Source organism: Mesorhizobium sp. M0317, from assembly GCF_040321555.1.
In the GTDB taxonomy this organism is placed as follows: domain Bacteria; phylum Pseudomonadota; class Alphaproteobacteria; order Rhizobiales; family Rhizobiaceae; genus Mesorhizobium.
The window spans coordinates 17,551-39,966 of sequence record NZ_JAMYRV010000005.1 but is presented as its reverse complement, the minus strand read 5'-3'; the positions used below and the strand labels follow the sequence as shown (position 1 = coordinate 39,966).

Below are 22,416 nucleotides of genomic sequence, written 5' to 3'. Positions count from 1 at the left end.
GATGAGCACGCTACGCACCACCATGCTTCTGGCCGCGATGACGGCGCTGTTCATGGGCGTCGGCTTTCTGATCGGCGGCACCGGCGGCATGATGATCGCCTTCCTGGTCGCCGCGGGCACCAATCTGTTCAGCTACTGGAATGCCGACAAGATGGTGTTGTCGATGAACCGCGCCGTCGAGGTCAACGCGAAGAACGCGCCCGAATTCCACGCCATCGTCGAGGCGTTGGCCAAGCAGGCCGGCCTGCCGATGCCCAAGACCTATCTGATCGACAATCCGCAGCCGAACGCCTTCGCCACCGGCCGCAATCCCGAGAACGCCGCGGTCGCGGCCTCGACCGGGCTGCTGGAGCGCCTGTCGCATGAGGAGGTGGCGGCAGTCATGGCGCATGAGCTGGCCCACATCCAGCATCGAGACACGCTGACCATGACCATTGTCGCGACACTCGCCGGCGCCATCTCGATGCTCGGCAATTTCGCCTTCTTCTTCGGCGGCAGCCGCGACAACAACAACCCGTTCGGCTTTGTCGGCGTGCTGGTGGCGATGCTGGTCGCGCCCTTCGCCGCCATGATCGTGCAGATGGCGGTCAGCCGCACCCGCGAATACGAGGCCGACCGGCGCGGCGCCGAAATCGTTGGAAATCCGCTTTGGCTGGCATCAGCGCTTGACAAGATCGCCCGCGGCGCCGAACGCATCCGCAACCCGGATGCCGAACGCAATCCCGCGACCGCGCATCTCTTCATCATTAATCCTCTTCACGGCGAGCGAATGGACAGCCTGTTTTCGACCCACCCGAACACCGACAACCGCATCGCCGCGCTGCAGGCGATGGCGCGCGACATGGCAGGCCGCCAGCCGGCGCCGCGCCAGGCGCCGACGCCAGAGCCGATCGAAGAATTGCCGGCCGATGCCGAGCAAGGTCCGTGGGGTAAGGCAGCACGCCCCACGCAGCCGACCAAACCGGCCAAGCCGAAAGCCAATCCGTGGGGCCGCAATCCGACCGGACCCAAAGGTCCGTGGTCGTGAGCGGCGCCAGATCCCGGCCCGCACATTCAGGCGATCGCGAAAACAGCTCGGACGAATTCGTCGCCGGCCTCGCCGCGCGCAAGGCCGCGGCGCGGCTGCTGGCCGCCGTTATCGACGCCAAAACGCCGCTCGACGGGCTGACGGACCACGAGAACGGCCATCCGCAATACAAGGTGCTCGACTTGCGCGACCGCGGCCTGGTGCGCGCCATACTGGTAACCGCGCTGCGCTACCGCATGACCATTGCCGGGCTCCTCGCCCGCCGCCTTGAAAAGCCGCTGCCGCCCAACGCCACAGCGCTGTCGCACATCCTGCATGTTGCGGCGGCGCAGATCCTGTTCCTCGACATCCCCGACAGCGCCGCCGTCGATTTGGCTGTGACCCACGCCAAGTCGGACCCACGCACGCAGCGCTTTTCCGGCCTCGTTAACGGCGTGCTGCGCACTTTGGTGCGCGCCAAGGAGACCGAACTGCCGGCAGCTCTTGCCGCCACCGATGAGGCGCCAAAATGGTTCTCCGACCGGCTGAAGGCTGCCTATGGCACTGAGATGACCAGACAGATCCTGGCGGCGCATCGCGTTGAGGCGCCGGTGGATTTCACGGTCAAGGCCGATCCCGAACTGTGGGCCGAAAAGCTCGGCGGCATCGTGCTGCCGACCGGCACGGTGCGAGTGGAAAAGCTCAACGCCTCCGTCACCGAACTGCCGGGCTTCAGCGAAGGCGCATGGTGGGTCCAGGACGCCGCCGCCAGTTTTCCGGCGCGGCTGTTCGGCGATGTCAAAGGATTACGCGTCGCCGACCTCTGCGCCGCCCCCGGCGGCAAGACCGCTCAGCTTATCCTTGCCGGCGCCAAAGTCACCGCCTTGGACACCTCGAAGAACCGGCTGGCGCGGCTGACGCAGAACCTCGAACGGCTTGGGCTGTCCGCCGAGATCGTGCAGGCCGATCTGCTGAAATACCAGCCGGCGGAGCTTTTCGACGCCGTCCTGCTCGACGCGCCCTGCTCTTCCACCGGCACGGTTCGGCGCCACCCGGACGTGCCATGGACCAAGACGGCAGCCGACGTCGAAAAGCTAGCCGATCTGCAAGCAAAGCTGCTCGCCCGCGCCGTCACTTTGGTCAAACCAGGCGGCCGGATTGTTTTTTCCAACTGTTCGCTGGACCCGATCGAAGGCGAGGATCTGTATCGCGCCTTTCTGGCCGGCAGCAAGACCGTCGCCGACGATCCGCTGCAGCCCGGCGAAATCGCCGGCATCGACGCCTTCCTGACCCCGCAAGGCACGCTGCGCACCACACCCTCCGATCTTGACCTTGGTTCGCCAGGGGTTTCCGGCCTGGACGGCTTCTTCGCCGCCCGCATGCGACGACTGGCCTGACTCCGACGCGACGACATGCCTAAAGCATGTCGTCCAAGGACCAGTGCTTCCCCCACCTTGCATCGATCTCATCATCGACATTCTGGTAGCGGATATCGGTGGAGAGCCGGATACGCCCCTCCGCGCTCTGGTTGGTCGTCGAGGCGTGGATCATGTAGGGCGAGTGGAGGACGACATCGCCGGCCTCGAAATCCGCGATCAGCCAGCGTGTATCGAACCGCTCCGCCATGTCGGGCAGGTCCTTCGACACCCAGCCGCCCTCGCTCATGTTCCTGTTGTAGGCGCTGATGCGCTCCTGCGGGCTCAGCCCGGCATTTTCCCTGGCGAACCGGGCCTCCATGTCGAGGCCGATGGCGTGCGATCCCTCGAGATAGACCAGGCCGCCCATGTCGACGGGAACGTCGCCGATCGGGATCCAGGCAGTGACGATGCGGCTGGTGCCGCCGCGCAGATAGACGAGGTCGTAATGCGCCGGCGTCGCCACAGTGGTGCCCGGTTGGGTGAAACGCATGATCTTGCGCTTGTGCAAATAGGACAGCCCGCCGACGAACGCATCCATCAGCCGGGCCATCAGGGGCTGTGCGCAGAACCCTTCATAGGCGGTGGAGCGAACCAGCGCCATCAACCGGCGATCGGCGAGCTGACGGTCGAACGTGCCGGCGGCCGCCGCCAGGCCAAGCGCGGGATCGGACCCGGGCTGCAGCAAGCCGGTGTCGGCCAGATATGAAAACACCCAGCCGCGAAAATCGATGACGTCGCGGCGCGGCAGCATACCTTTCAGCCAGACATAGCCTTGCTCGGCAAGGAGGCCGCGAATGGCATCGATGCCGACCCCGGCGTCGGTTGGCACGAGATGACCCAACCGGTTCGGCGCCATCGATAATGTCTTGCCGTTGGCGTTCAGATCGATTGACGCAACAGGAATCCGTCGTTGCGTGCCACCTGTTGAGCTTGACATTTCAGCCACCTGCGATTTTCCATCCTTAGCTGGAAATGCCATACTGTTCGCACGCTCGCCCATGGACGGAACGAAGCCATGGACTTTTCGCTCATGAACGATCTCTCTTACGCGCTCTACAGATCCGCACCGACCGCGGCCGGCGGCCTGTCGGTTACAGGGATTGGTCGGCATCGCGTCACGCAGGCGATCCAAGCGCGCAAATTGCCGGAATTCGCCGTGGTGCTGATTGAGAACGGTCAAGGCTGGCTTGAAACCAAGACTGCCGGCATGCAGACGATCCAAGCGCCGGCCCTGTTCTGGCTGCTTCCCGGGAGGATGCATTCCTACGGGCCGGACGCATCGGGCTGGCTCGAACGCTGGGCGCTCTTCGACGGCGCCTTGATACGCGATTTCACCCGGCTGCGGCTGATTGCCGAGGACGCCCCTGTCGTCCCCTTGCGCGACCTCGGCAAAATGCAGCGGCTGTTCGACAGGCTGCATGGTGAGCTGTCGCTCGATACGATGCTGAGCCAGGCAGAAGCCGCCGCCACGATGCATCGCATCGTCGTGCGTGCTGCCCGCCAGGCAATGGATTGGAACAACCGTCAACGAAATCCCGGCTTCCAGCATGCCGACATGCAGCCCATCATCGACGAATTGCGCCGCTGCGCGTGCGACCCGGTGGATCTCGATGCCTTCGCCGCGAAATTCTCGATGTCGCCGGCAACCTTGCGGCGCAGATTTGCGCGGGCAGCCGGCATGTCGCCCAAGGCCTTCCAACTGCGCACGAGGCTCGACCGCGCCAAACAGATGCTGGCCGCCTCCGATTCGCCCATCGAGTCCATTGCGGCCGCCGTCGGCATCCACGACGCCTTCTATTTCTCCCGTCTGTTTCGCGCCGCGAAAGCTGTTCGCCCAGCGAATTTCGGTCTCGCCACAACCGCAAGTGAGTGCCGGATTGCCAGGCTTAACCCCGCGAAGCACTTGACTTTTTTCGGGGTGGGTCGGTGGCCGGCAGCGTGAGGCGCTTCACGTCGGCGGAATTCGACTTCGCATAAGTTCTTGAATCATATAAGCTTGTGCTGGGGTACCGGAACATGATGCCGAAAAGTGTGACGCGGTTTTCGGGCGACAGCATGCTCTATCTCCAGGCGACGAGGAGGGGTTTTGGCACTGGCTGCCGGCAGCACGACACGTCTGTGGACGCTTGTCGCTAAGGAGTTTTGGCGCAAGACGCGCCGGCGCCTTCGCGCGGGGCCAGTTTATCGCTGGCGCTATTCCGGGCGCACGCCCGAACGCGTCCTGATTGCACCGCCCGACCTCAGGCTCGCCGATCCGCAGATCGCGCTCGAGATCTACTATGGCCGCTATCCGCTGTCGGGACACCTCGTCGAGACCGGCGGCAAATCGCCATTCCAGATCGATGTCGCCAATCGCGGCTGGGTGAAGACGCTGCACGGCTTTCGTTGGCTGCGCCATATGCGCGCCGCCGGCACCGAGCTGGCCGCCGCCAATGCACGCGCGCTTGTCTCCGACTGGATCGCCATGCATGGCAACCAGATTTCCGGCATAGCTTGGGAGCCCGGCACCACCGCCAAGCGAGTCATTGCCTGGTTGCAACACTCCTCGGTTGTCCTACAAGGGGCCGAATTTCCGTTCTATCGCGCCTTCCTGAAATCGCTCGCCGTGCAGATCCGCTATCTCCGCTCGATGGCGCGCGAAATGCCGGACGGCAAGGACAGGCTGCGCGCTCGCATCGCGCTTGCCTTCGCCGCGCTGTCGCTGCCGGCGCCGGCCTCGGCACTGCGCGGCGCCACCCGCAACCTGGCGGAAGAACTCGACCGCCAGATCCTTCCCGACGGCGGCCATATTTCGCGCAACCCGATGGCGGTTCTCGAACTGCTCGCCGATCTCCTGCCGCTGCGTCAGACCTATGCCAATCAGGCCGAAACGCCACCGGCAGCCCTGATGGGCGCCATCGACCGCATGCTGCCGGCGCTCCGTTTCTTCCGCCATCAGGATGGCAGCCTGGCCCGCTTCAACGGCATGGGCGCGACCATCCACGACCGCATTGCCACCATCTTGCGCCACGACGACACCGCCGGCGCGCCGCTGCTGCACGCGCCGCATTCCGGCTATGAGCGGCTGTGTATGGGCGGCGTTACGGTGATTGCCGATACCGGCCCGTCGCCGGCCGTCGATGTGTCCAACGCCGCGCATGCCGGGTGCCTGGCCTTCGAACTCTCGTCCGGTCGCCAGCATTATATCGTCAATGCCGGCATCGACACCTATGGCGCTGCCGAGTTCCGGCCGCTGGCCCGTGCCACTGCGGCGCATTCGACCGCCACCATCAACGACACCTCGTCGGCGCGGTTTTCCCATTCGCTGCGCGTCAACGACCTGCTCGGCTCACCCTTGCTCGGCGGCCCGCAGCATGTGCCTTGCAAGCGCATCGACCAGAAGGGCACGCAAGGCTTCATCGCCCGCCATGACGGCTATATGCAACGCTTTGGCTTCCTGCATGAGCGCGAGCTGAAACTGTCGAGCGAGGGCAATGTGCTCGCCGGCAGGGATCGCTTCCTCCGCCCGGGCGGTGCGGCGATCCGCAACAATGGCCGCGACTTCGTCGTGGTGCGCTTCCACATCCACCCTGATATCAACCTTTTGCAGGACGAGCATGACCGCCTGGTGCTGACCGCCGACCAGGCCGACACCTGGGTGTTCACCTGCACCGAAGTGGTGCCGGAGGTCGAGGAATCGATCTATTTCGCCGGCCTTGGCGGCCCGCGCCGCAGCCGCCAGATCGTGCTCGCCTTCAAGGCCTCGGAGATCGCCGAGGTGCATTGGCAGCTCACGCGCACCGGCATCGCCGGCTATCCCGAGAACAGCTGAGCGTCGTTGCCGGCGCCGGCTTGATCGAGCTTCCGGCTTGATTTCCTGACCTCATGTGCTACGGCCCGGCAACGCTCTCCAATCAGCCCTGAAAGGCCGCCAGCCCATGGCCGTCGCCGCCAAGAACATTCCGGCACCCGACCTCGTTCCGGTCCGCCGCGCCCTGCTTTCCGTCTTCGACAAGACCGGCCTGACCGACTTCGCCAAAGGGCTGGTCGCGGCCGGCGTCGAGCTGGTCTCGACCGGAGGTACGGCAAAGGCGATCGCCGAGGCGGGGCTGGCGGTGCGTGACGTCTCGGAACTGACAGGCTTTCCCGAGATCATGGACGGCCGCGTCAAGACGCTGCACCCGTCGGTGCATGGCGCACTGCTCGGCGTGCGCGACGATCCCGAACACGCCAAGGCGATGCACGATCACCGCATCGAGCCGATCGATCTGCTCGTCTGCAATCTCTACCCGTTCGAGGAGGTCCGCCGTTCCGGCGCCGACTATGCCGCTGTTGTCGAGAACATCGACATTGGCGGCCCGGCGATGATCCGCGCTTCGGCCAAGAATCACGCCTATGTCGCCATCGTCACCGATCCCGGCGACTACGCCTCGGTGCTGAACGCGCTGGAGATGAACATCGGCTCGCTGTCGCTGGATTTCCGCCAGAAGCTGGCGGCCAAGGCCTTTGCCCGCACCGCCAGCTACGATGCGGCGATCTCCGGCTGGTTCGCCGAAACGCTTGAGATCGAGCACCCGACCTGGCGCGCCTTCGGCGGCAGGCTGGAAAGCGTCATGCGCTATGGCGAGAACCCGCATCAGAGCGCCGGCTTCTACGTCAATGGCGACAAGCGGCCCGGGGTCGCCACGGCTCGCCAGTTGCAGGGCAAGCAGCTGTCCTACAACAACATCAACGACACCGATGCCGCCTTCGAGCTGGTCGGCGAGTTCGATCCCAACCGCTGCGCCGCCGTTGCCATCATCAAGCACGCCAACCCGTGCGGCGTCGCCGAGGACGCTTCGCTGGCTGCTGCCTATGCGAGAGCGCTGGCCTGCGACCCGGTTTCGGCCTTTGGCGGTATCGTTGCCATGAACCGCATCCTCGATACCGAAGCGGCTCAGGAGATCGTAAAAACCTTCACCGAGGTGATCATTGCGCCGGACGCGTCGGAGGACGCTGTCCGCATCATCGCCGCCAAAAAGAATTTGCGACTGCTGGTCACCGGCGGTCTGCCCGATCCGCACGCCGGCGGCATCACTGTGAAATCCGTCGCTGGCGGCATGCTCGTCCAGGGCCGCGACAACGCGGTGGTCGACGATCTCGAGCTCAAGGTGGTGACCAGGCGCGCGCCGACGGCGGCCGAGATGGCCGACCTCAAATTCGCTTTCCGCATCGCCAAGCACGTCAAGTCGAACGCCATCGTTTACGCCAAGGACGGCGCCACGGTTGGCATCGGCGCCGGCCAGATGAGCCGCGTCGATTCCTCGCGCATCGCCGCCCGCAAGGCGCTCGACGCGGCGGAAGCAGCTGGCCTCGCGGAGCCGTTGACCAAGGGCTCGGTGGTCGCCTCCGACGCTTTCTTCCCTTTCGCCGACGGGCTGATCTCAGCCATCGAAGCCGGCGCCACTGCCGTCATCCAGCCCGGTGGTTCAATGCGCGACGAAGACGTCATCGCCGCTGCCGACGCGCATGGCATCGCCATGGTGTTTACCGGCGTGAGGCATTTCAGGCATTGAGCGCCTCTGCCTTTTCCCACAAGGGGAGAAGGAAAAGTGCGGCGCTATTCCACCGGCTGATCCGCCGGGTACGGCGTCCAGATCAATATCGCGATCCCCACGCCCAGGAACAGCACGATGGCCGCCATGCCGAGCCGCGCCGAGCCGCTGGCGAGCGTGATCGACGCCACCATGAACGGCGCCAGGAAACTCGTCGCCCTTCCGGCCAGCGCATAGATGCCGAAATAGCGGCCGGATTCGGCTGCGGTCACGCTGCGCGCCATGTAGGAGCGTGACGACGCCTGCACCGGTCCGAACGCCAGCCCGATCAGCAGGCCATAGAAAACGTAGGCCTTTTCCGCCGCCGTGCCGAACAGGCCGCCACTATCGGCTCCCGGCATCATCCAGGCGCCGAACAACGTGTAGCCTGGCCCGGTCGAAACGATGCCGATGGTGGCGATGCTGAGCAGGGCGAGCGAAATCATCACGATGGTCTTGGAGCCAAGCGCGGTGTCCAGCCATGCGGCAACCAGGCAGCCGACGATGGCGACGACGTTGAGGATGATGCCGAACATGCCGATCTCGGTGATCGACCAGTGGAACATCGCTGCCGCAAAGGTGCCGCCCAAAGCGAGCAGCGCATTGACGCCGTCCTGATAAATCATGCGGGCGACAAGGAAGCGGAAGATGCCTTTGCGCCGGCGCACTTCAGTCAGCGTCGACTTCAGTTCCGACAGCCCCTCGTGCACCGCCGGCCCGATCGGAATGCCTTTGATGGCGTCCGGCGTAAAGAAGAACATCGGCAGGATGAACAGGAAATACCAGCCAGCCGACAGCGGCCCGGTGGCGCGCGCGTCCTCGCCGAGTTTCGGGTCGAGCCCAAAGAGCGGGTCGACCCCGATGATCGTCTTGCCGGTCTCCGGCGAAGCCGCCAGACAAGCGACGACAAAGATCAGCGCGATCATGCCGCCGAGATAACCAAGGCCCCAGGCAATGTTGGAGACGTGGCCGATCTCGCTCTTCGGCACCAGGCGCGGCATCATCGAATCATTGAACACGGTCGAGAATTCCGCCGCGACCGAAGCGAGAGAAAAGAACAGCACCACCAGGAAAAGATTCGAGCCGGGAGCGGCAAACCATAGCAGGCAAAGGCTGATGATTTTGATCGAGGCGAAGAACGCAATCCACGGCTTGCGCGGCCCGGTCTGGTCGGCAATCGAGCCGAGGATGGGCGACAAAACGGCAATGACCAGGCCCGCAACAGCGATGCCGTAGCCCCAGGCCGCCTGGCCTGAGACCGGATCGCTCGCCATGCGCGAGACGAAATAAGGGCCGAAGATGAAGGTGGTGACGACGGTGAAAAACGGCTGCGCCGCCCAGTCGAAGAACATCCACCCCCAGATGCCGCGTCCCGATGCCCGCTGCACTGCATCTACCGCCGCCATGATGATTCCCCCGGACACCGCGCTTGTCGGACGCCATGTCTGCATGTTTCGAATGCTCATGCAAACCGCCAAAGATTCGCGCTGCCCCTCACCTGGATGTCGCCGCTGTCTACCTGCATAGAGACGCGAAGAAAGGCGCCGCGCCCCTACCTCCCCCTTGTGGCGAGGTCGGACCGAAGGTCCGGGTGGGGGTCGGTGCCGCACCCCACCCCGCTGCTTCGCAGCGACCCTCCCCACAAGGGGGAGGGTAAAGTCCCGAGCCTCACATCCCCGTCAGATCGCTCATCAGCCCCGAAGCCACCGACAGCCTGGACACGGTGATATCCCCGCCTTCGGTCAGCGCTTGCAGCCGCTCGCGAATGCGCGCCACGCGCTCGCCGCCGGCTTCCAGCCAGGCCGCCACAGGATCCGCCGTCCCGGTATGGCTGGCGAGAGCCGCCACCGCGATGCCGCGCCGCGCCGCGCCGATCGTGTCGGTGGCGCGCGACAGCGCCAGCTGGTCGTAATAGTCCGACGGCGTGATAGAACGCGCCGCCTCTTCGACGCGCGGAATGCGGAAGGCATCGCTGACGGCGAAGAACGCCTTGGCCGAGGCGACGACGTCGGCATTGGCCGTGCGCGCCGTCAGTGCGATGTCGGGGATCAGTCCCGCCACATCGGCCATTGCCAGCTGCCCGGCGAGCTTTTCCGGGGCGCCGGCCTTGAAGAGGCCGTGCCGCCGCTCCTCGACCCGCTCGCGCGAGAAGGCCGGTAGCAGCGAGAGCAGCTTCGGCTCCAGCGCCATGCGCGCCTCTTGCAGTTCGGCAATGCGCTGGCCGAGCGCTGCGGTGCCGGCATCGTTCTTCAGGTACCAGCCGCTGGTCACGAAGATAAGCCGGCTGACGGACTGGTAGAGATCGAGCTGCGCCTGGCCGTCGATGTGGCTGTCCAGCGCATCGATCTCCCGATAGAGCGCCGGCAGGGCGAAGCCGTCGCGCACCACGGCGAAGGTGCGCACCACGTCGGCCGCGCTGCGCCCCGTGGCTTCCTGCAGCCGGTTGACGAATGACGGTCCGCCGCGATTGACGAGATCGTTGGCGACGACGCGGGCGATGATTTCGCGGCGCAGCCGGTGGCCATGGATCTCGGCCGCATATTTCTTCGCCATCCGATCGGGGAAATAGCCCATCAGGTCGCGGTCGAAATGCGCGTCGTCCGGCACGTCGCTGGCGACGATGTCGGAAAACAGCACGATCTTGGCATAGGCGAGCAGCACGCCAAGCTCCGCCCGGGTCAGCGGCTCGCCACGCGCCTCGCGCTCGGCAAGGGCGGCCGGCGACGGCAGCGTCTCGACAGCGCGGTCGAGCAGGCCCCGAGCCTCCAGCGCCGCCATGAACCGGCTCTGGTGCGCGATGTCGGCAAGGCCGCGCTTGCGGGCGATGGAGAGCGCCAGCGTCTGTTCGTAATTGTTGGACAGCACGAGGCCGGCGACCTCGTCGGTCATCTCGGCCAGCAGCTTGTTGCGCGCCGGCCGGGTCAGCGACCCCTTGCGCATGGCGGACGCCAGCGCGATCTTGATGTTGACCTCGACGTCGGAGCAGTTGACGCCGCCGGAATTGTCGATGGCATCGGAGTTGCAGCGACCGCCATTCATGCCGAATTCGATGCGGGCACGCTGCGTGACGCCGAGATTGGCGCCCTCACCGATCACTTTGGCCCGCACATCGAGCGCGGTGATGCGGATGGCGTCATTGGCGCGGTCGCCGACTTCGGCATTGGTTTCGCCCGAGGCCCGTAAATACGTGCCGATGCCGCCGAACCACAACAGATCGACATTCGCCTTGAGGATGGCGGTCATGATCTCGGCCGGTGTCGCGGTGGTCTTGGCGAGGCCAATCGCCGCCGCCGCTGCCGCAGGCAGCGTGATCGACTTCTGGCTGCGCGAGACGATGACGCCGCCTTCCGACAGTTTGGTCTTGTCATAGTCCTGCCAGGACGAACGCGGCAGCGCGAACATGCGCTCGCGCTCGGCCATCGACGCCACTCTGTCTGGATCGGGATCGATGAAGATGTCGCGATGGTCGAAGGCGGCGATCAGCCTGGTCTGCGGCGACAGCAGCATGCCGTTGCCGAACACGTCGCCCGACATGTCGCCGACGCCGACGACGGTGAAGGGTGTGGCCTGGATGTCGCGGTTGATCTCTCGGAAATGCCGCTTGACCGCTTCCCAGGCGCCTTTGGCGGTGATGCCCATCTTCTTGTGGTCGTAACCGGCCGAGCCGCCGCTGGCGAAGGCGTCGTCGAGCCAGAAGCCGTGGCTTTCGCTGATGGCGTTGGCGGTGTCGGAAAAGGTCGCCGTGCCCTTGTCGGCGGCGACGACGAAATAGGGATCGTCGGGGTCGCGCCTGACAACGCCGGCCGGCGGGATGACACCGTCCAGCCCGATATTGTCGGTAATCGACAACAGGCTGGAAACGAAATTCTTGTAGGCCGAGGTGCCGGCCTCGAAGATGGCGTCGCGGCCGGCGCTCATCGGCAGCTTCTTCGGATAGAAGCCGCCCTTGGCGCCGACCGGCACTATGACGGCGTTCTTGACCTGCTGCGCCTTGACCAGGCCGAGCACCTCGGTGCGGTAATCCTGGGCGCGGTCTGACCAGCGCAGGCCGCCGCGCGCAACCGGGCCGAAGCGCAGATGCACGCCTTCGACCTCGGACCCATAGACGAAGATCTCGCGCCACGGCCGCGGCGCCGGCAGGCCATCGACCGCTTGCGAGTCCAGCTTGATCGCCAGTGACTGGCCCCGCGCCTTCGTTCCCGCAACGAAATGATTGGTGCGCAACGAGGCTTCGATCAGGTTGAGATAGCGGCGGATGATGGTGTCGTCATCGATGTTAGGGACTTCCTCCAGCGCGTCCTTGATCTTGGCCTTGAGGTGCTTGGCGGCGACGACGCCTTCCGTCTCGGCGGTCGGGCCGAGACGAGCGACGAACAGTGCATGCAGGCCGCGCGCAATGTCGGGATAGCGGTTGAGCGCGGCCGCGATGAAATCCTGGCTCTGCGGGATACCGGCTTGCTGCAGGTAGCGGCCATAGGCGCGCAGAATGCTGACTTCGCCCGACCACAGGCCGGCGGTCTGGGCAAGCCCGTTATAGCTGTCATTGTCGATGTCGCCGCGCCAGACCGACAGGAACGCGTCCTCGAACAGCGCGCCGCCATCGCTGAGGTCGATCGGCTTGCCGTAGCTGTTCTCCAGCTCCATGTCGTGGACGAAGACGGTGTCGCCGCCGTCCTCGCCAACCTCGAAGGTGCGCTCGCTGATGACGCGGAAGCCGATGTTTTCCAGCACCGGCACGCGACGCGACAGCGCTACCGGGCTGCCGTGGTGGTAGATCTTCAGCGCTGCCTGATGCGGTTTCTGCTCGGCATGGCGGTAATAGTCGATGGCGATCGGGTTGGCGGTGCTGATGCCGGCGATGCGCCCCGCATCCTTCAGCGCGATGGCCGCGCTGAAGGAATCGCGATAGCTCTCAGGCAGACGCGCGGCGATCGCCTTCAGCGATGGATCGCCGCCGACGGCTTCCGCGGCTTCGGCCAGCGCGTCGTCCCAGGTTCGCACGATATCGCGGATCGCCGCTTCGATCGCCGCCTGCTCGACCTTCGGCGTCTTGCCGCCCGAGCGGCCGATGATGAAATGCACACGCGCCAGCCCGCCCTCCGGAAACGCCGGGTAATAAGCCGACAAACGGCCCTCGAAGACGGTCTTGAGATAGGTGCCGATCTTCTCGCGCACGACGCTGTCATAGCGGTCGCGCGGCACGAAGACGAGGATCGAGACGAAGCGGTCGAACTGGTCGGCGCGCACCAGCGCCCGCACCCGCGGCCGCTCGACCAGGCCGAGAATGGCGGCGGCGTGCTTTTTCAGGACCGGCACCGGGACCTGGAACAACTCGTCGCGCGGATAGCTCTCCAGAACGTTGATCAGTGCCTTGCCGGAATGGTCGTGCCGGTCGAAGCCGGACTTGGCGATGATGGTCTCGGCCTTTGACCTCAGATACGGGATTTTCATCACCGAGCGCGTGTAGGCGGTCGAGGTGAACAGGCCGACCATGCGCAACTCGCCGGCAAGCGTGCCCTTGGCGGTATAGGTTTTGACGCCGATATAATCGAGATAGATGCGGCGGTGCACCAGCGACTTGGCGTTGGCCTTGGTGACGATTAGCGGCTCCGGCCCATGCAGGAAGGCGCGGATTTCAGGCGTCGTCGTCACCGCCTCGGTGCCGCGCCTGAGCACCAACACATCCGGGTCGGCGAGGATGCCGAGACCGGGCTTGTCGGCGCGCTCCAGATTGCCGCTCTCGGCGCCACCGGAATATTTGAACTCGCGCATGCCAAGGAAAGTGAAATTGTCGTCGCCCAGCCATTCCAGGAAGGCGATGGCCTCGGCAACGCTCTTCTTGTCGAGTGGCACGGCGGAATAGCGGAATTCGGAAATCGCCTGGTCGAGACGGGCGAGCATCGGCTTCCAGTCGCTGACGGCGGCGCGCACCTGGTTGAGCATCTTGTGCAGGCGGTCGGCCAGCGCGTCGGCCTGCTCCGCCGTCAGGCGCGGAATATGGACATGGACGACGCTCAGGCGGTCGTGATTGCCATCGTCCTTGAGGGCGCTGCCGTCGCCGAGGATCTCGTCGACGCCGGCCTTGCCGTGACGCACGACGATGACCGGATGGGTGACCAAAGTCGGTTCGCCGGCAGTTTCTGTGATCTCGCCGAGGATCGAATCGAACAGGAACGGCATGTTGTCGTTGACGACGGTGATGATCGTCATCGGGCGGCCCTCGCGGGAGACGCCCGACCCGGCATCGACGGCGACGACACTTTGGCCCTTTTTGTGGGCGGCGACCGCACGTCCTGCCAGGTCGGCGGCGCGCTCCAGGTCGGCGGCGTCATAGGCGGCAATGTCTTCGGCCGGCGCGCGGGCCAGCAGATAGTCAGCGAGCCTGGCCGGCTTCCCGTCGGGTTTCACCCCGGCAGTGGCTGTTTTCTTCGGCTTAGCTGCGGATTTCACGCTCGCCATGTTGTCCTCCCGTCACATGCTTTTACGACTATGGTAGCAGATGACCGCTGTTTGGCGACAAAGGTTTGACGGCTCGATAAGAATTACAGGAATTCGACGGTCAGGCGGCGGTGAACTAGGAGGGAGACCCCATGTCCGGCAAAATCAGCGCACTTGACCTCGGTATCGCGGAACTGAGCGAGGCGACAAAAGCCTATTTCGCCAAATGCGAGGAAAAGCTCGGCCTGGTTCCCAACGTGCTTCTTGCCTATGCCTTCGACGAGAAGAAGCTGCGCGCCTTTACCGACACCTACAATGATCTGATGCTGGGTGAATCCGGCCTGTCGAAGCTGGAACGCGAGATGATCGCGGTCGTCGTCTCATCGATCAACCATTGCTATTATTGCCTGACGGCGCATGGCGCGGCGGTGCGCCAGCTCTCCGGCGACCCGTCCTTCGGCGAGATGATGGTGATGAATTTCCGCGCCGCCAATCTTTCACCGAAGCAGACGGCGATGCTCGAATTCGCCGTCAAGCTGACGGAAGAGCAGGCAAAGATCGTCGAGGCGGACAGGGCAGCACTGCGCAACGCCGGCTTCACCAACCGCGACATCTGGGACATCGCCTCGACCGCCGCCTTCTTCAACATGTCGAACCGCGTGGCGGCGGCCATCGACATGCGCCCGAACGACGAATACCACGCCATGGCGAGGTGACCAATGACGATAGATACGTCAGGCAAGTGGTGGGTTGGCAGCGAGCCCACTGACATCGGAGAATACTTGGAAGCCTATGGCGCCGACAACGCCGAGGTTCATGACTTCAGGCTCGCCCGCTGCAAGTGCGGTTCCATCTCGTTTCTCCTCGATGCCGACGATGACGAGGGTGTGGCGCGACGAACGTGCACGGTCTGCGGATCCGAGCATCTTATCTGCGACAGTGCGGAACTTTGGGACGAAGCCCAGCCGGAACGATGGGCGTGCACCGAGTGCGGCTCCGAAGCTGCAAACATCGGCGTCGGGTTTTCCATCTACCCGGAACGTGACGGCGTTCGCTGGCTGTATGTTGGCGTACGATGCGCGGCCTGTGGCGTTTTGGGATGCTTCGCCGGCTGGAAAGTTGGCACGTCTGATAGCATGGATCTATTGGACAAAGTCTAGCTTTGAGGTTCCCATAGAAAGGCGGTCAGGATCGCGCCGCGATGGCCCCGGCAGCGCCGGCCATCGTCGTGGCGCTGATGCGGTTGGCGATCTTCATCGCACGCTTGCTCTTCAACAGTTTGCGCGCCTGTGAGGCCGCGACGACCCAGGCGAGATCGATGGCGATCAGAACCACCGCCATCGTCGCCGTCAGTTCGACCCAGCCGATGACACTCACCGAAGCGAGGTCGATGATCGTCGGCAGCAGCGCCAGATAGAACATCATGATCTTGGGATTGCCGAGCGTCACCGCCATGCCGGCAAAGAACAGCTTTGTCGCCGAATCCTCGCGCGGCATCTCGCCTTCTTTTGCGTCGACAGGTGCGGTCCACATCTTGAAGGCGAGGTAGGTGAGGTAAGCGACGCCGATCCATTTCACGACGACGAAGGCGAAATGGAAGGTCTGCGCCACGACCGCCAGCCCGAACACCGCCAGCGACAGCCAGATGGCCTCGCCGATCCACATGGCGAGCAGGAACGGAAACACGTCACGAAAGCCCTTCGAGATGACGCGGGCAACCAGTGCCGCGATCGATGGGCCGGGCGAGCCGGCGGCAACGAAGAGAGCGGCGGCGAAGATCAGCAGCGAGGTGAGGTGCATGGCGGAGCCTTCGAGCGTTGGATGGCAAATGATATCCGATCGGTGGCGATTTGGCACCCCTCGGGCTGATGGGCCAACGAACGCGACACATTTCGGAGATCGGACTTGCCCGTACCAGCGGTTTGAGAAAGGATCGCGGCCGTGAAATCAATCGTCATCCACGCCGCAAAAGACCTGCGCATCGAAGAGACCGATCCGGGCACGCCTGGCGCCGGACAGGTCGAAATATCGGTCGAGGCCGGCGGCATCTGCGGCTCGGACCTGCACTACTACAATCATGGCGGCTTCGGCGTGGTGCGCCTGCGCGAGCCGATGATCCTCGGCCATGAGGTCGCCGGCACGGTGAAGGCACTTGGCGCCGGCGTTTCCAGCCTTGTCGTCGGCGACCGCGTTGCGATTTCGCCCAGCCGGCCCTGCAATGCGTGCCGGTACTGCCTGCAGGGCGTGCAGAACCAATGCCTCAACATGCGATTCTACGGCAGCGCCATGCCGATGCCACATATACAGGGCGCCTTCCGCCAGTGCCTCGCCGCCGAGGCCTGGCAGTGCCACAAGATCGCCGACCATGTCTCCATCAACGAAGCCGCCTTTGCCGAGCCGTTCGCGGTAACGCTGCATGCCGTCAACCGCGCCGGCTCGCTGCTCGGCAAGCGGGTCTTGGTCACCGGCTGCGGGCCGATCGGTGCGCTCAGCATCCTTGCCGCACGTGTCCACGGCGCGCGTGAGATCGTCGTCACCGATGTCATGGACGCGGTTCTGGCCAAGGCCAACGAGATCGGCGCCGACCGCACCATCAATGTCGCCACAGATGCCGACAAGCTCGCTGGCTACAATGTCGAGAAGGGCAGTTTCGACGTCATGTTCGAATGCTCCGGCGATGAGCGCGCGGTGCGAGCCGGGCTCGATGTGCTGAAGCCGCGCGGGGTGCTCGTGCAGCTCGGCCTAGGCGGCGACATGTCGCTGCCTCAGAATCTCATCGTCGCCAAGGAGATCGAAATGCGCGGCTCCTTCCGTTTCCACGACGAGTTCGCGCTGGCCGTCGATCTGATCAACAACCGCCGCGTCGACGTCAAGCCGCTGCTGACCGGCATCTATCCGATGGACGAGGCGGTTGCGGCCTTCGAGATCGCCGGCGACCGCAACAAATCGATGAAGGTACAGATCGCCTTCGCCTGAGCAGGGCGAGACACCCTATGAACCTTGCCCGCTCGGCATCTTGCCGCTAGAAGAACCGTCCCGACATTCATTTCGAGCTTCATTTTGCCTCAGTAACCGCCGGTCTCGCCAACTCCCCTGATCACGCTTGGCAGGGCGCCGCATTAAGCGGTGCCTGCTCCATTTCACGTGTTCCTCAGGCGGCGGTTCGAGACCGGTTTGGCACCGCTGAACCGTTGTCGCGCGCTTTGCCGCCCGTGACAGCTGATTTCCGACATAGCTAGCTCTCGCCACGCCGTGCCCGCATGGGCATCTCGCCATTGCCGACCTGAAGAACTTCCACACTGGAAGGTCTTCCGGCTTGTCCCAACATCTCGCTATCCACTGGGCAATCACGCCCGAAATCGCGCCTCGACCCCTGGTCCACTGCAACCGCTGCAGCGCCGTGAAAGCCTATCGCTGCAGCGACAAATTCCGCGTCAACGCCAATGGCAAACGCATTGATGTCTGGCTGATCTATCGCTGCATCGACTGCGACAATTCGTGGAATTTCGGCATTTTCGAACGCTGCAACCGCCGCGACATCGAACCCGCGCTGCTGGCAGCGCTCGAAAGCAACGATCCGGCCCTCGCCCGCCGCCATGCCTTCGATGTCGTGGCGTTGCGAAACCGGGTCGGACGCGTCGAGGAATTTTCGGATGTCGCGGTTCAAAAGCGAAGCCTCGGCGAGAGGGACGCAACGACGCTTGAAATCAGGCTTGGGCTGGAAATGCCGACATCGCTGCGGCTCGACCGCTTGCTCGCCGGCGAACTCGGCATCTCGCGGTCGCGGCTTCAGGCGCTGGAGGAGAAACGATTGCTGGTTGTTGTTCCCGAAGGCGCCAGAGCTTTGCGCAAGCCGGCCCGCGACGGCACGGCGATTCGCATTGACCTGGCCGACGAGCCGGATCGTGAAGCCATCATTTCGGCTGCCGTGGGTGAATGACAAAAGGGGCGAAGCACCGGTGCTTCGCCCCTCTCGAATTTAGACAATCAGACGATTACGCCGCGCCCACAACCTTGGCCGACTTCTCGAAGCGCTTGCGCTCGTTCGGGTCGAGATAGAGCTTGCGCAGGCGGATGGTCTTCGGCGTCACCTCGACCAGCTCGTCGTCCTGGATCCAGGCCAGCGCGCGCTCCAGCGTCATGCGGATCGGCGGCGTCAGCTTCACCGCCTCGTCCTTGCCGGCGGCGCGGATGTTGGTCAGCTTCTTGCCCTTCAGCACGTTCACTTCGAGGTCGTTGTCACGGCTATGGATGCCGATGATCATGCCCTGATAGACCTTGACGCCCGGGTCGATGACCATCGGGCCGCGGTCTTCGAGGTTCCACATGGCATAGGCCACTGCCTCGCCCTGTTCGTTGGAGATCAGCACGCCGTTGGTGCGGCCCGGCAGTTCGCCCTTGTAGGGCTGGTAGGCGTGGAACAGCCGGTTCATCACGGCGGTGCCGCGCGTGTCGGTCAACAGTTCCGACTGGTAGCCGATCAGTCCGCGCGTCGGCGCGTGGAAGACGATGCGCTGACGGTTGCCGCCCGAAGGCCGCAGCTCGACCATCTCGGCCTTGCGCTCCGACATCTTCTGCACGACGATGCCGGCGTGCTCCTCGTCGACGTCGATGACGACTTCCTCGACCGGCTCCAGCAATTCACCGTTCTCGCCCTTCTGCATGACGACGCGCGGACGCGACACGGCGATTTCAAAGCCTTCGCGGCGCATCGTCTCGATCAGCACGGCCAGCTGCAATTCGCCGCGGCCGGAAACGAAGAACGAATCCTTGTCGGGCGATTCCTCGATCTTGAGCGCGACATTGCCTTCGGCTTCGCGCAGCAGGCGGTCGCGGATGACGCGGCTGGTCACCTTGTCGCCTTCAGTGCCGGCGAGCGGCGAATCGTTGACCAGGAAAGACATGGTCACGGTTGGCGGATCGATCGGTTGCGCATGCAACGCCTCGGTCACCGCCAGGTCGCAGAACGTGTCGGCGACGGTGCCTTTGGACAGGCCGGCAATGGCGACGATGTCACCCGCCTGCGCCTCTTCGATCGGCTGGCGCTCGAGGCCACGGAACGCGAGGATCTTGGAGATGCGCCCGGTTTCGATCTGCGTGCCGTCATGGTGGAGCACCTTGACCGCCTGGTTGGACTTCAGCGTGCCGCTCTCGATACGGCCGGTAATGATGCGGCCGAGGAACGGATTGGCCTCCAGGATGGTGCCGATCATGCGGAACGGGCCGGGATGAACGGTCGGCTCCGGCACATGCTTGATTACGAGGTCGAACAGCGGCGCCAGGCCCTGGTCCTTCGGGCCTTCCGGATTTTCCGAGACCCAGCCATCGCGGCCAGAACCGTAGAGGATCGGGAAGTCGAGCTGCTCGTCGGTGGCGTCAAGCGCTGCAAACAGGTCGAACACCTCGTTGACCACTTCGACGTGGCGGGCGTCCGGACGGTCGATCTTGTTGATGACGACGATCGGCTTCAGGCCGACCTTGAGCGCCTTGCCGACGACGAACTTGGTCTGCGGCATGGGGCCTTCGGCGGCGTCGACCAGCACGATCGCCGAATCCACCATCGACAGGATGCGCTCGACCTCACCTCCGAAATCGGCGTGGCCGGGGGTGTCTACGATGTTGATGCGGGTGTCCTTCCAGTCGACCGAGGTCGCCTTGGCCAGGATGGTGATGCCGCGTTCCTTTTCGAGGTCGTTGGAATCCATGGCGCGCTCGGCGACGCGCTGATTGTCGCGGAAGGAACCGGATTGCCGCAGCAATTGGTCGACGAGGGTGGTTTTTCCATGGTCGACGTGCGCGATGATCGCGATATTACGAATTTTCATTTTGTGGTCTCGGGAGCGTTGCAGGCAGCAGGCCAAAAGGCGCCGCCTCTTTCGGTTGCGCGGCTCATACAGGGTTTTTCGCAATTGCGAAAGAGGAGGCGCACCACCAAATACTCATCAAATCTTAAGCATCTCGGTGTGAGATGGTTTTGTTAACCAAGGCGGGAACCTTTCTGGGCCCGGGTAGTTCGAAATTCATGACCGACAAACTCAACCGATTTTGGCCCCTCATCGCTTCGGTCGCATTCGCTGCCGTGCTGGCGGCCAATGCCGCTCAATCGGCCGCCACGGTGAAGGAAGCCAATCCGGCTTCGTCGTCCGACCGGACGGCCGAGCAGATGTTTGCCGACGCCCCTGATGGCGTCGACCCAATGGTCACTGGCCCGGTCAGCGCCTCTTTCAAGCAGAGGCAGCAGGTTGCAGGTTGCGACAGCGCGGTTTGGCCGAAGATTCCGACGGTTTGCTACCCGGACTGACGGCTGCCCATTCCAGGCGTAGCGATCCTTCGCGCCGACCCAAAGGCTTACGCCGACCGCACCGGATCGAGCGTCACCTTGTAAAGCTCGATGTCGTCGCGATCCATCAGCCGCACGGTCAGCTGCTCTGTCGCCCCTGAAATGTCCACCAGGCCAAAGAACTGCAGGCCGGCCGAGGGTGGCAGGTTCTGGCCCTGTTCGGTGGTCGGCGCCTTGATGAATTTCAGCTCCGGGCCGAAGGTCATGTCGAAATCATTGGGACCGAAGGTACCGGCGTGGATCGGGCCCGAGACGAATTCCCAGAAAGGATTGAAATCCTGGAACCGCGCCTTGTCGGGGTTGTAATAGTGCGCCGCCGTGTAGTGGACATCGGCGGTCAACCAGACCGTGTTGGTGATGCCGGCAGTCTTGATGTAGCGCAACAGGTCGGCGATCTCGAGCTCGCGGCCTTTGGGCAGGCCATTGTCGCCATTGCTGATGGCTTCCGCGCCGACCTTCTTGGCGCCGTCGTCCCAGACGACGAGGCCGAGCGGCATGTCGGCGGCAATGATCTTCCAGGTCGCCCTGGAATTCGTCAGCTCGCGCTTCAGCCATTTCGTCTGCTGTTCGCCCAGCATGCGTGACTGCGGCGTCATGTCCTCCTGCATGTCGGGGCCGTTCGGGCCGCGATAGGAGCGCATGTCGAGGAAGAACACGTCGAGCAGCGGCCCATGCGCGATCTTGCGGTAGACGCGGCCGGGCTCGGACGGCTCGTAGCGGATCGTCGTCATCTCATGGAAGGCGCGCGCCGCACGCGCCGCGAGCACATGGATGGATTTTTCGGTGTAGCGGCTGTCGGCGCCGAGATTCTTCGAATCCGACCAGTTGTTCAGCACCTCGTGATCGTCCCACTGGTAGAAGGTCGGGCAGATGGCGCTCAAGGCCAGAACGTTTTTGTCCATCATGTTGTATTTCCACTGGTCGCGGTACTCATCCAGCGTCTCGGCCACCTTGCGCTTGCCGTCGATCAGGACGACGTTTTTCCACTTGCCGCCGCCAGGCAGGTCTACCTCGTCCTTCATGGCGCCATCGGCATAGATGGTGTCGCCGGAATGCAGGAAGAAATCCGGCGTGTGCCTGGCGATGGTGGCGTAGGTTTTCATGCCGGTCTCATCGATTCCCCAGCCCTGGCCGGCCGTGTCGCCCGACCAGGCGAATTTTATGTCGCGCTTCGAGGCGGGTGCTGTGCGGAAACGGCCGACGATCGGTTCGGAAACGGCGTTGATATCCGACAGGTCGGCGGCAGTCATCCGGTAGAAGATATCCTGGTCGGAGGCGAGGTCGGTAAGCAGGCGCTTGACCGTGAAGTCGCTGGCCGGCGAGGTATCGAGCGGCGCCAGCCGCGTCGCATTGGCGAAGTTTTCCGTCGACGACACTTCGAACATGACGCGCGAAGGCCGGTCGGTGCGCGTCCACACCATGCCGCTCGAGGCATCGACATCGCCGGACTGGACGCCATGGGTGAAGGCCGGGCGCTGGCTGGCGCGCGAATAATAGGGCAAAGCGAGCCCCGATGCGCCGAGCAGACCGGCGGCGCTGGCAGAGGTGACGAGAGCGCGGCGGGTCAACGAGATCTTGTTCATGGCTGTCTCCTGATGGCTTCGAACGGTGCCAGCAAGCTCCAGCTTCAATGTTTCAGCCACATCTCGGGAAGATGAAACT

15 protein-coding genes and 1 pseudogene are annotated in these 22,416 nt (G+C 64.1%); 10 read left to right on the top strand and 6 right to left on the bottom strand.

The annotated features are described in order from the left end of the window. The first annotated feature begins 1 nt into the window (after position 1). Both htpX and NKI88_RS06535 read left to right on the top strand, forming a co-directional pair. On the top strand, positions 2 to 1,027 hold the full coding sequence (gene htpX, locus NKI88_RS06540; RefSeq protein ID WP_023700198.1) for a zinc metalloprotease HtpX: 1,026 nt from the start codon (positions 2 to 4) through the stop codon (positions 1,025 to 1,027). Then, complete coding sequence (locus NKI88_RS06535; protein ID WP_352654280.1) at positions 1,018 to 2,403, top strand: RsmB/NOP family class I SAM-dependent RNA methyltransferase; 1,386 nt, start codon at positions 1,018 to 1,020, stop codon at positions 2,401 to 2,403. Before htpX ends, NKI88_RS06535 begins: the two co-directional genes overlap by 10 nt. Before the next feature lie 19 nt (positions 2,404 to 2,422). Here NKI88_RS06535 and NKI88_RS06530 read toward each other — a convergent pair whose 3' ends face one another. Further along, on the bottom strand, positions 2,423 to 3,361 hold the full coding sequence (locus NKI88_RS06530) for a phytanoyl-CoA dioxygenase family protein (RefSeq protein ID WP_352654278.1): 939 nt from the start codon (positions 3,359 to 3,361) through the stop codon (positions 2,423 to 2,425). Between the two features lie 93 nt (positions 3,362 to 3,454). Between NKI88_RS06530 and NKI88_RS06525 the strand changes: the two are divergent. From NKI88_RS06525 to purH, 3 genes and pseudogenes are all read left to right on the top strand, one after another. Continuing rightward, positions 3,455 to 4,293, top strand: a pseudogene (locus tag NKI88_RS06525) (helix-turn-helix transcriptional regulator). Positions 4,294 to 4,510: 217 nt separating this feature from the next. Further along, a complete protein-coding gene (locus tag NKI88_RS06520) occupies positions 4,511 to 6,235 on the top strand; it encodes a heparinase II/III family protein (protein WP_023732954.1) in 1,725 nt (574 codons plus the stop codon). Between the two features lie 106 nt (positions 6,236 to 6,341). Continuing rightward, complete coding sequence (gene purH, locus NKI88_RS06515) at positions 6,342 to 7,958, top strand: bifunctional phosphoribosylaminoimidazolecarboxamide formyltransferase/IMP cyclohydrolase (RefSeq protein WP_023737927.1); 1,617 nt, start codon at positions 6,342 to 6,344, stop codon at positions 7,956 to 7,958. A gap of 44 nt (positions 7,959 to 8,002) precedes the next feature. Here purH and NKI88_RS06510 read toward each other — a convergent pair whose 3' ends face one another. Both NKI88_RS06510 and NKI88_RS06505 read right to left on the bottom strand, forming a co-directional pair. Then, positions 8,003 to 9,382: an MFS transporter gene (locus NKI88_RS06510; RefSeq protein WP_023726112.1), complete on the bottom strand. Its 1,380-nt coding sequence runs from the start codon at positions 9,380 to 9,382 to the stop codon at positions 8,003 to 8,005. 262 nt (positions 9,383 to 9,644) lie between these two features. Further along, positions 9,645 to 14,435 (bottom strand): NAD-glutamate dehydrogenase, encoded by a 4,791-nt coding sequence (locus NKI88_RS06505; protein ID WP_352654276.1) that lies wholly within the window; start codon positions 14,433 to 14,435, stop codon positions 9,645 to 9,647. Positions 14,436 to 14,566: 131 nt separating this feature from the next. Here NKI88_RS06505 and NKI88_RS06500 point away from each other — a divergent pair, with 131 nt between their 5' ends. Both NKI88_RS06500 and NKI88_RS06495 read left to right on the top strand, forming a co-directional pair. Next, a complete protein-coding gene (locus NKI88_RS06500) occupies positions 14,567 to 15,130 on the top strand; it encodes a peroxidase-related enzyme (protein ID WP_352654274.1) in 564 nt (187 codons plus the stop codon). A gap of 3 nt (positions 15,131 to 15,133) precedes the next feature. Further along, on the top strand, positions 15,134 to 15,574 hold the full coding sequence (locus NKI88_RS06495; RefSeq protein WP_352654272.1) for a hypothetical protein: 441 nt from the start codon (positions 15,134 to 15,136) through the stop codon (positions 15,572 to 15,574). Between the two features lie 25 nt (positions 15,575 to 15,599). On the opposite strand, the gene NKI88_RS06490 is transcribed toward NKI88_RS06495, so the two are convergent. Continuing rightward, a complete protein-coding gene (locus NKI88_RS06490; protein ID WP_023818262.1) occupies positions 15,600 to 16,214 on the bottom strand; it encodes a LysE family translocator in 615 nt (204 codons plus the stop codon). A 141-nt stretch (positions 16,215 to 16,355) separates the two neighbouring features. Here NKI88_RS06490 and NKI88_RS06485 point away from each other — a divergent pair, with 141 nt between their 5' ends. Beyond that, a complete protein-coding gene (locus NKI88_RS06485) occupies positions 16,356 to 17,390 on the top strand; it encodes an L-idonate 5-dehydrogenase (RefSeq protein ID WP_352654270.1) in 1,035 nt (344 codons plus the stop codon). Positions 17,391 to 17,730: 340 nt separating this feature from the next. Continuing rightward, the gene (locus NKI88_RS06480) at positions 17,731 to 18,354 is read left to right on the top strand and encodes a DUF1062 domain-containing protein (RefSeq protein WP_352654268.1); all 624 of its coding nucleotides are present in this window, start codon (positions 17,731 to 17,733) and stop codon (positions 18,352 to 18,354) included. Between the two features lie 55 nt (positions 18,355 to 18,409). Here NKI88_RS06480 and typA read toward each other — a convergent pair whose 3' ends face one another. Further along, a complete protein-coding gene (typA, locus tag NKI88_RS06475) occupies positions 18,410 to 20,239 on the bottom strand; it encodes a translational GTPase TypA (protein WP_023681424.1) in 1,830 nt (609 codons plus the stop codon). A gap of 197 nt (positions 20,240 to 20,436) precedes the next feature. Here typA and NKI88_RS06470 point away from each other — a divergent pair, with 197 nt between their 5' ends. After that, positions 20,437 to 20,715: a hypothetical protein gene (locus tag NKI88_RS06470; protein WP_245260088.1), complete on the top strand. Its 279-nt coding sequence runs from the start codon at positions 20,437 to 20,439 to the stop codon at positions 20,713 to 20,715. A 47-nt stretch (positions 20,716 to 20,762) separates the two neighbouring features. Here NKI88_RS06470 and NKI88_RS06465 read toward each other — a convergent pair whose 3' ends face one another. Beyond that, on the bottom strand, positions 20,763 to 22,337 hold the full coding sequence (locus NKI88_RS06465; protein WP_352654266.1) for an alkaline phosphatase D family protein: 1,575 nt from the start codon (positions 22,335 to 22,337) through the stop codon (positions 20,763 to 20,765). Between the last annotated feature and the right edge of the window lie 79 nt (positions 22,338 to 22,416).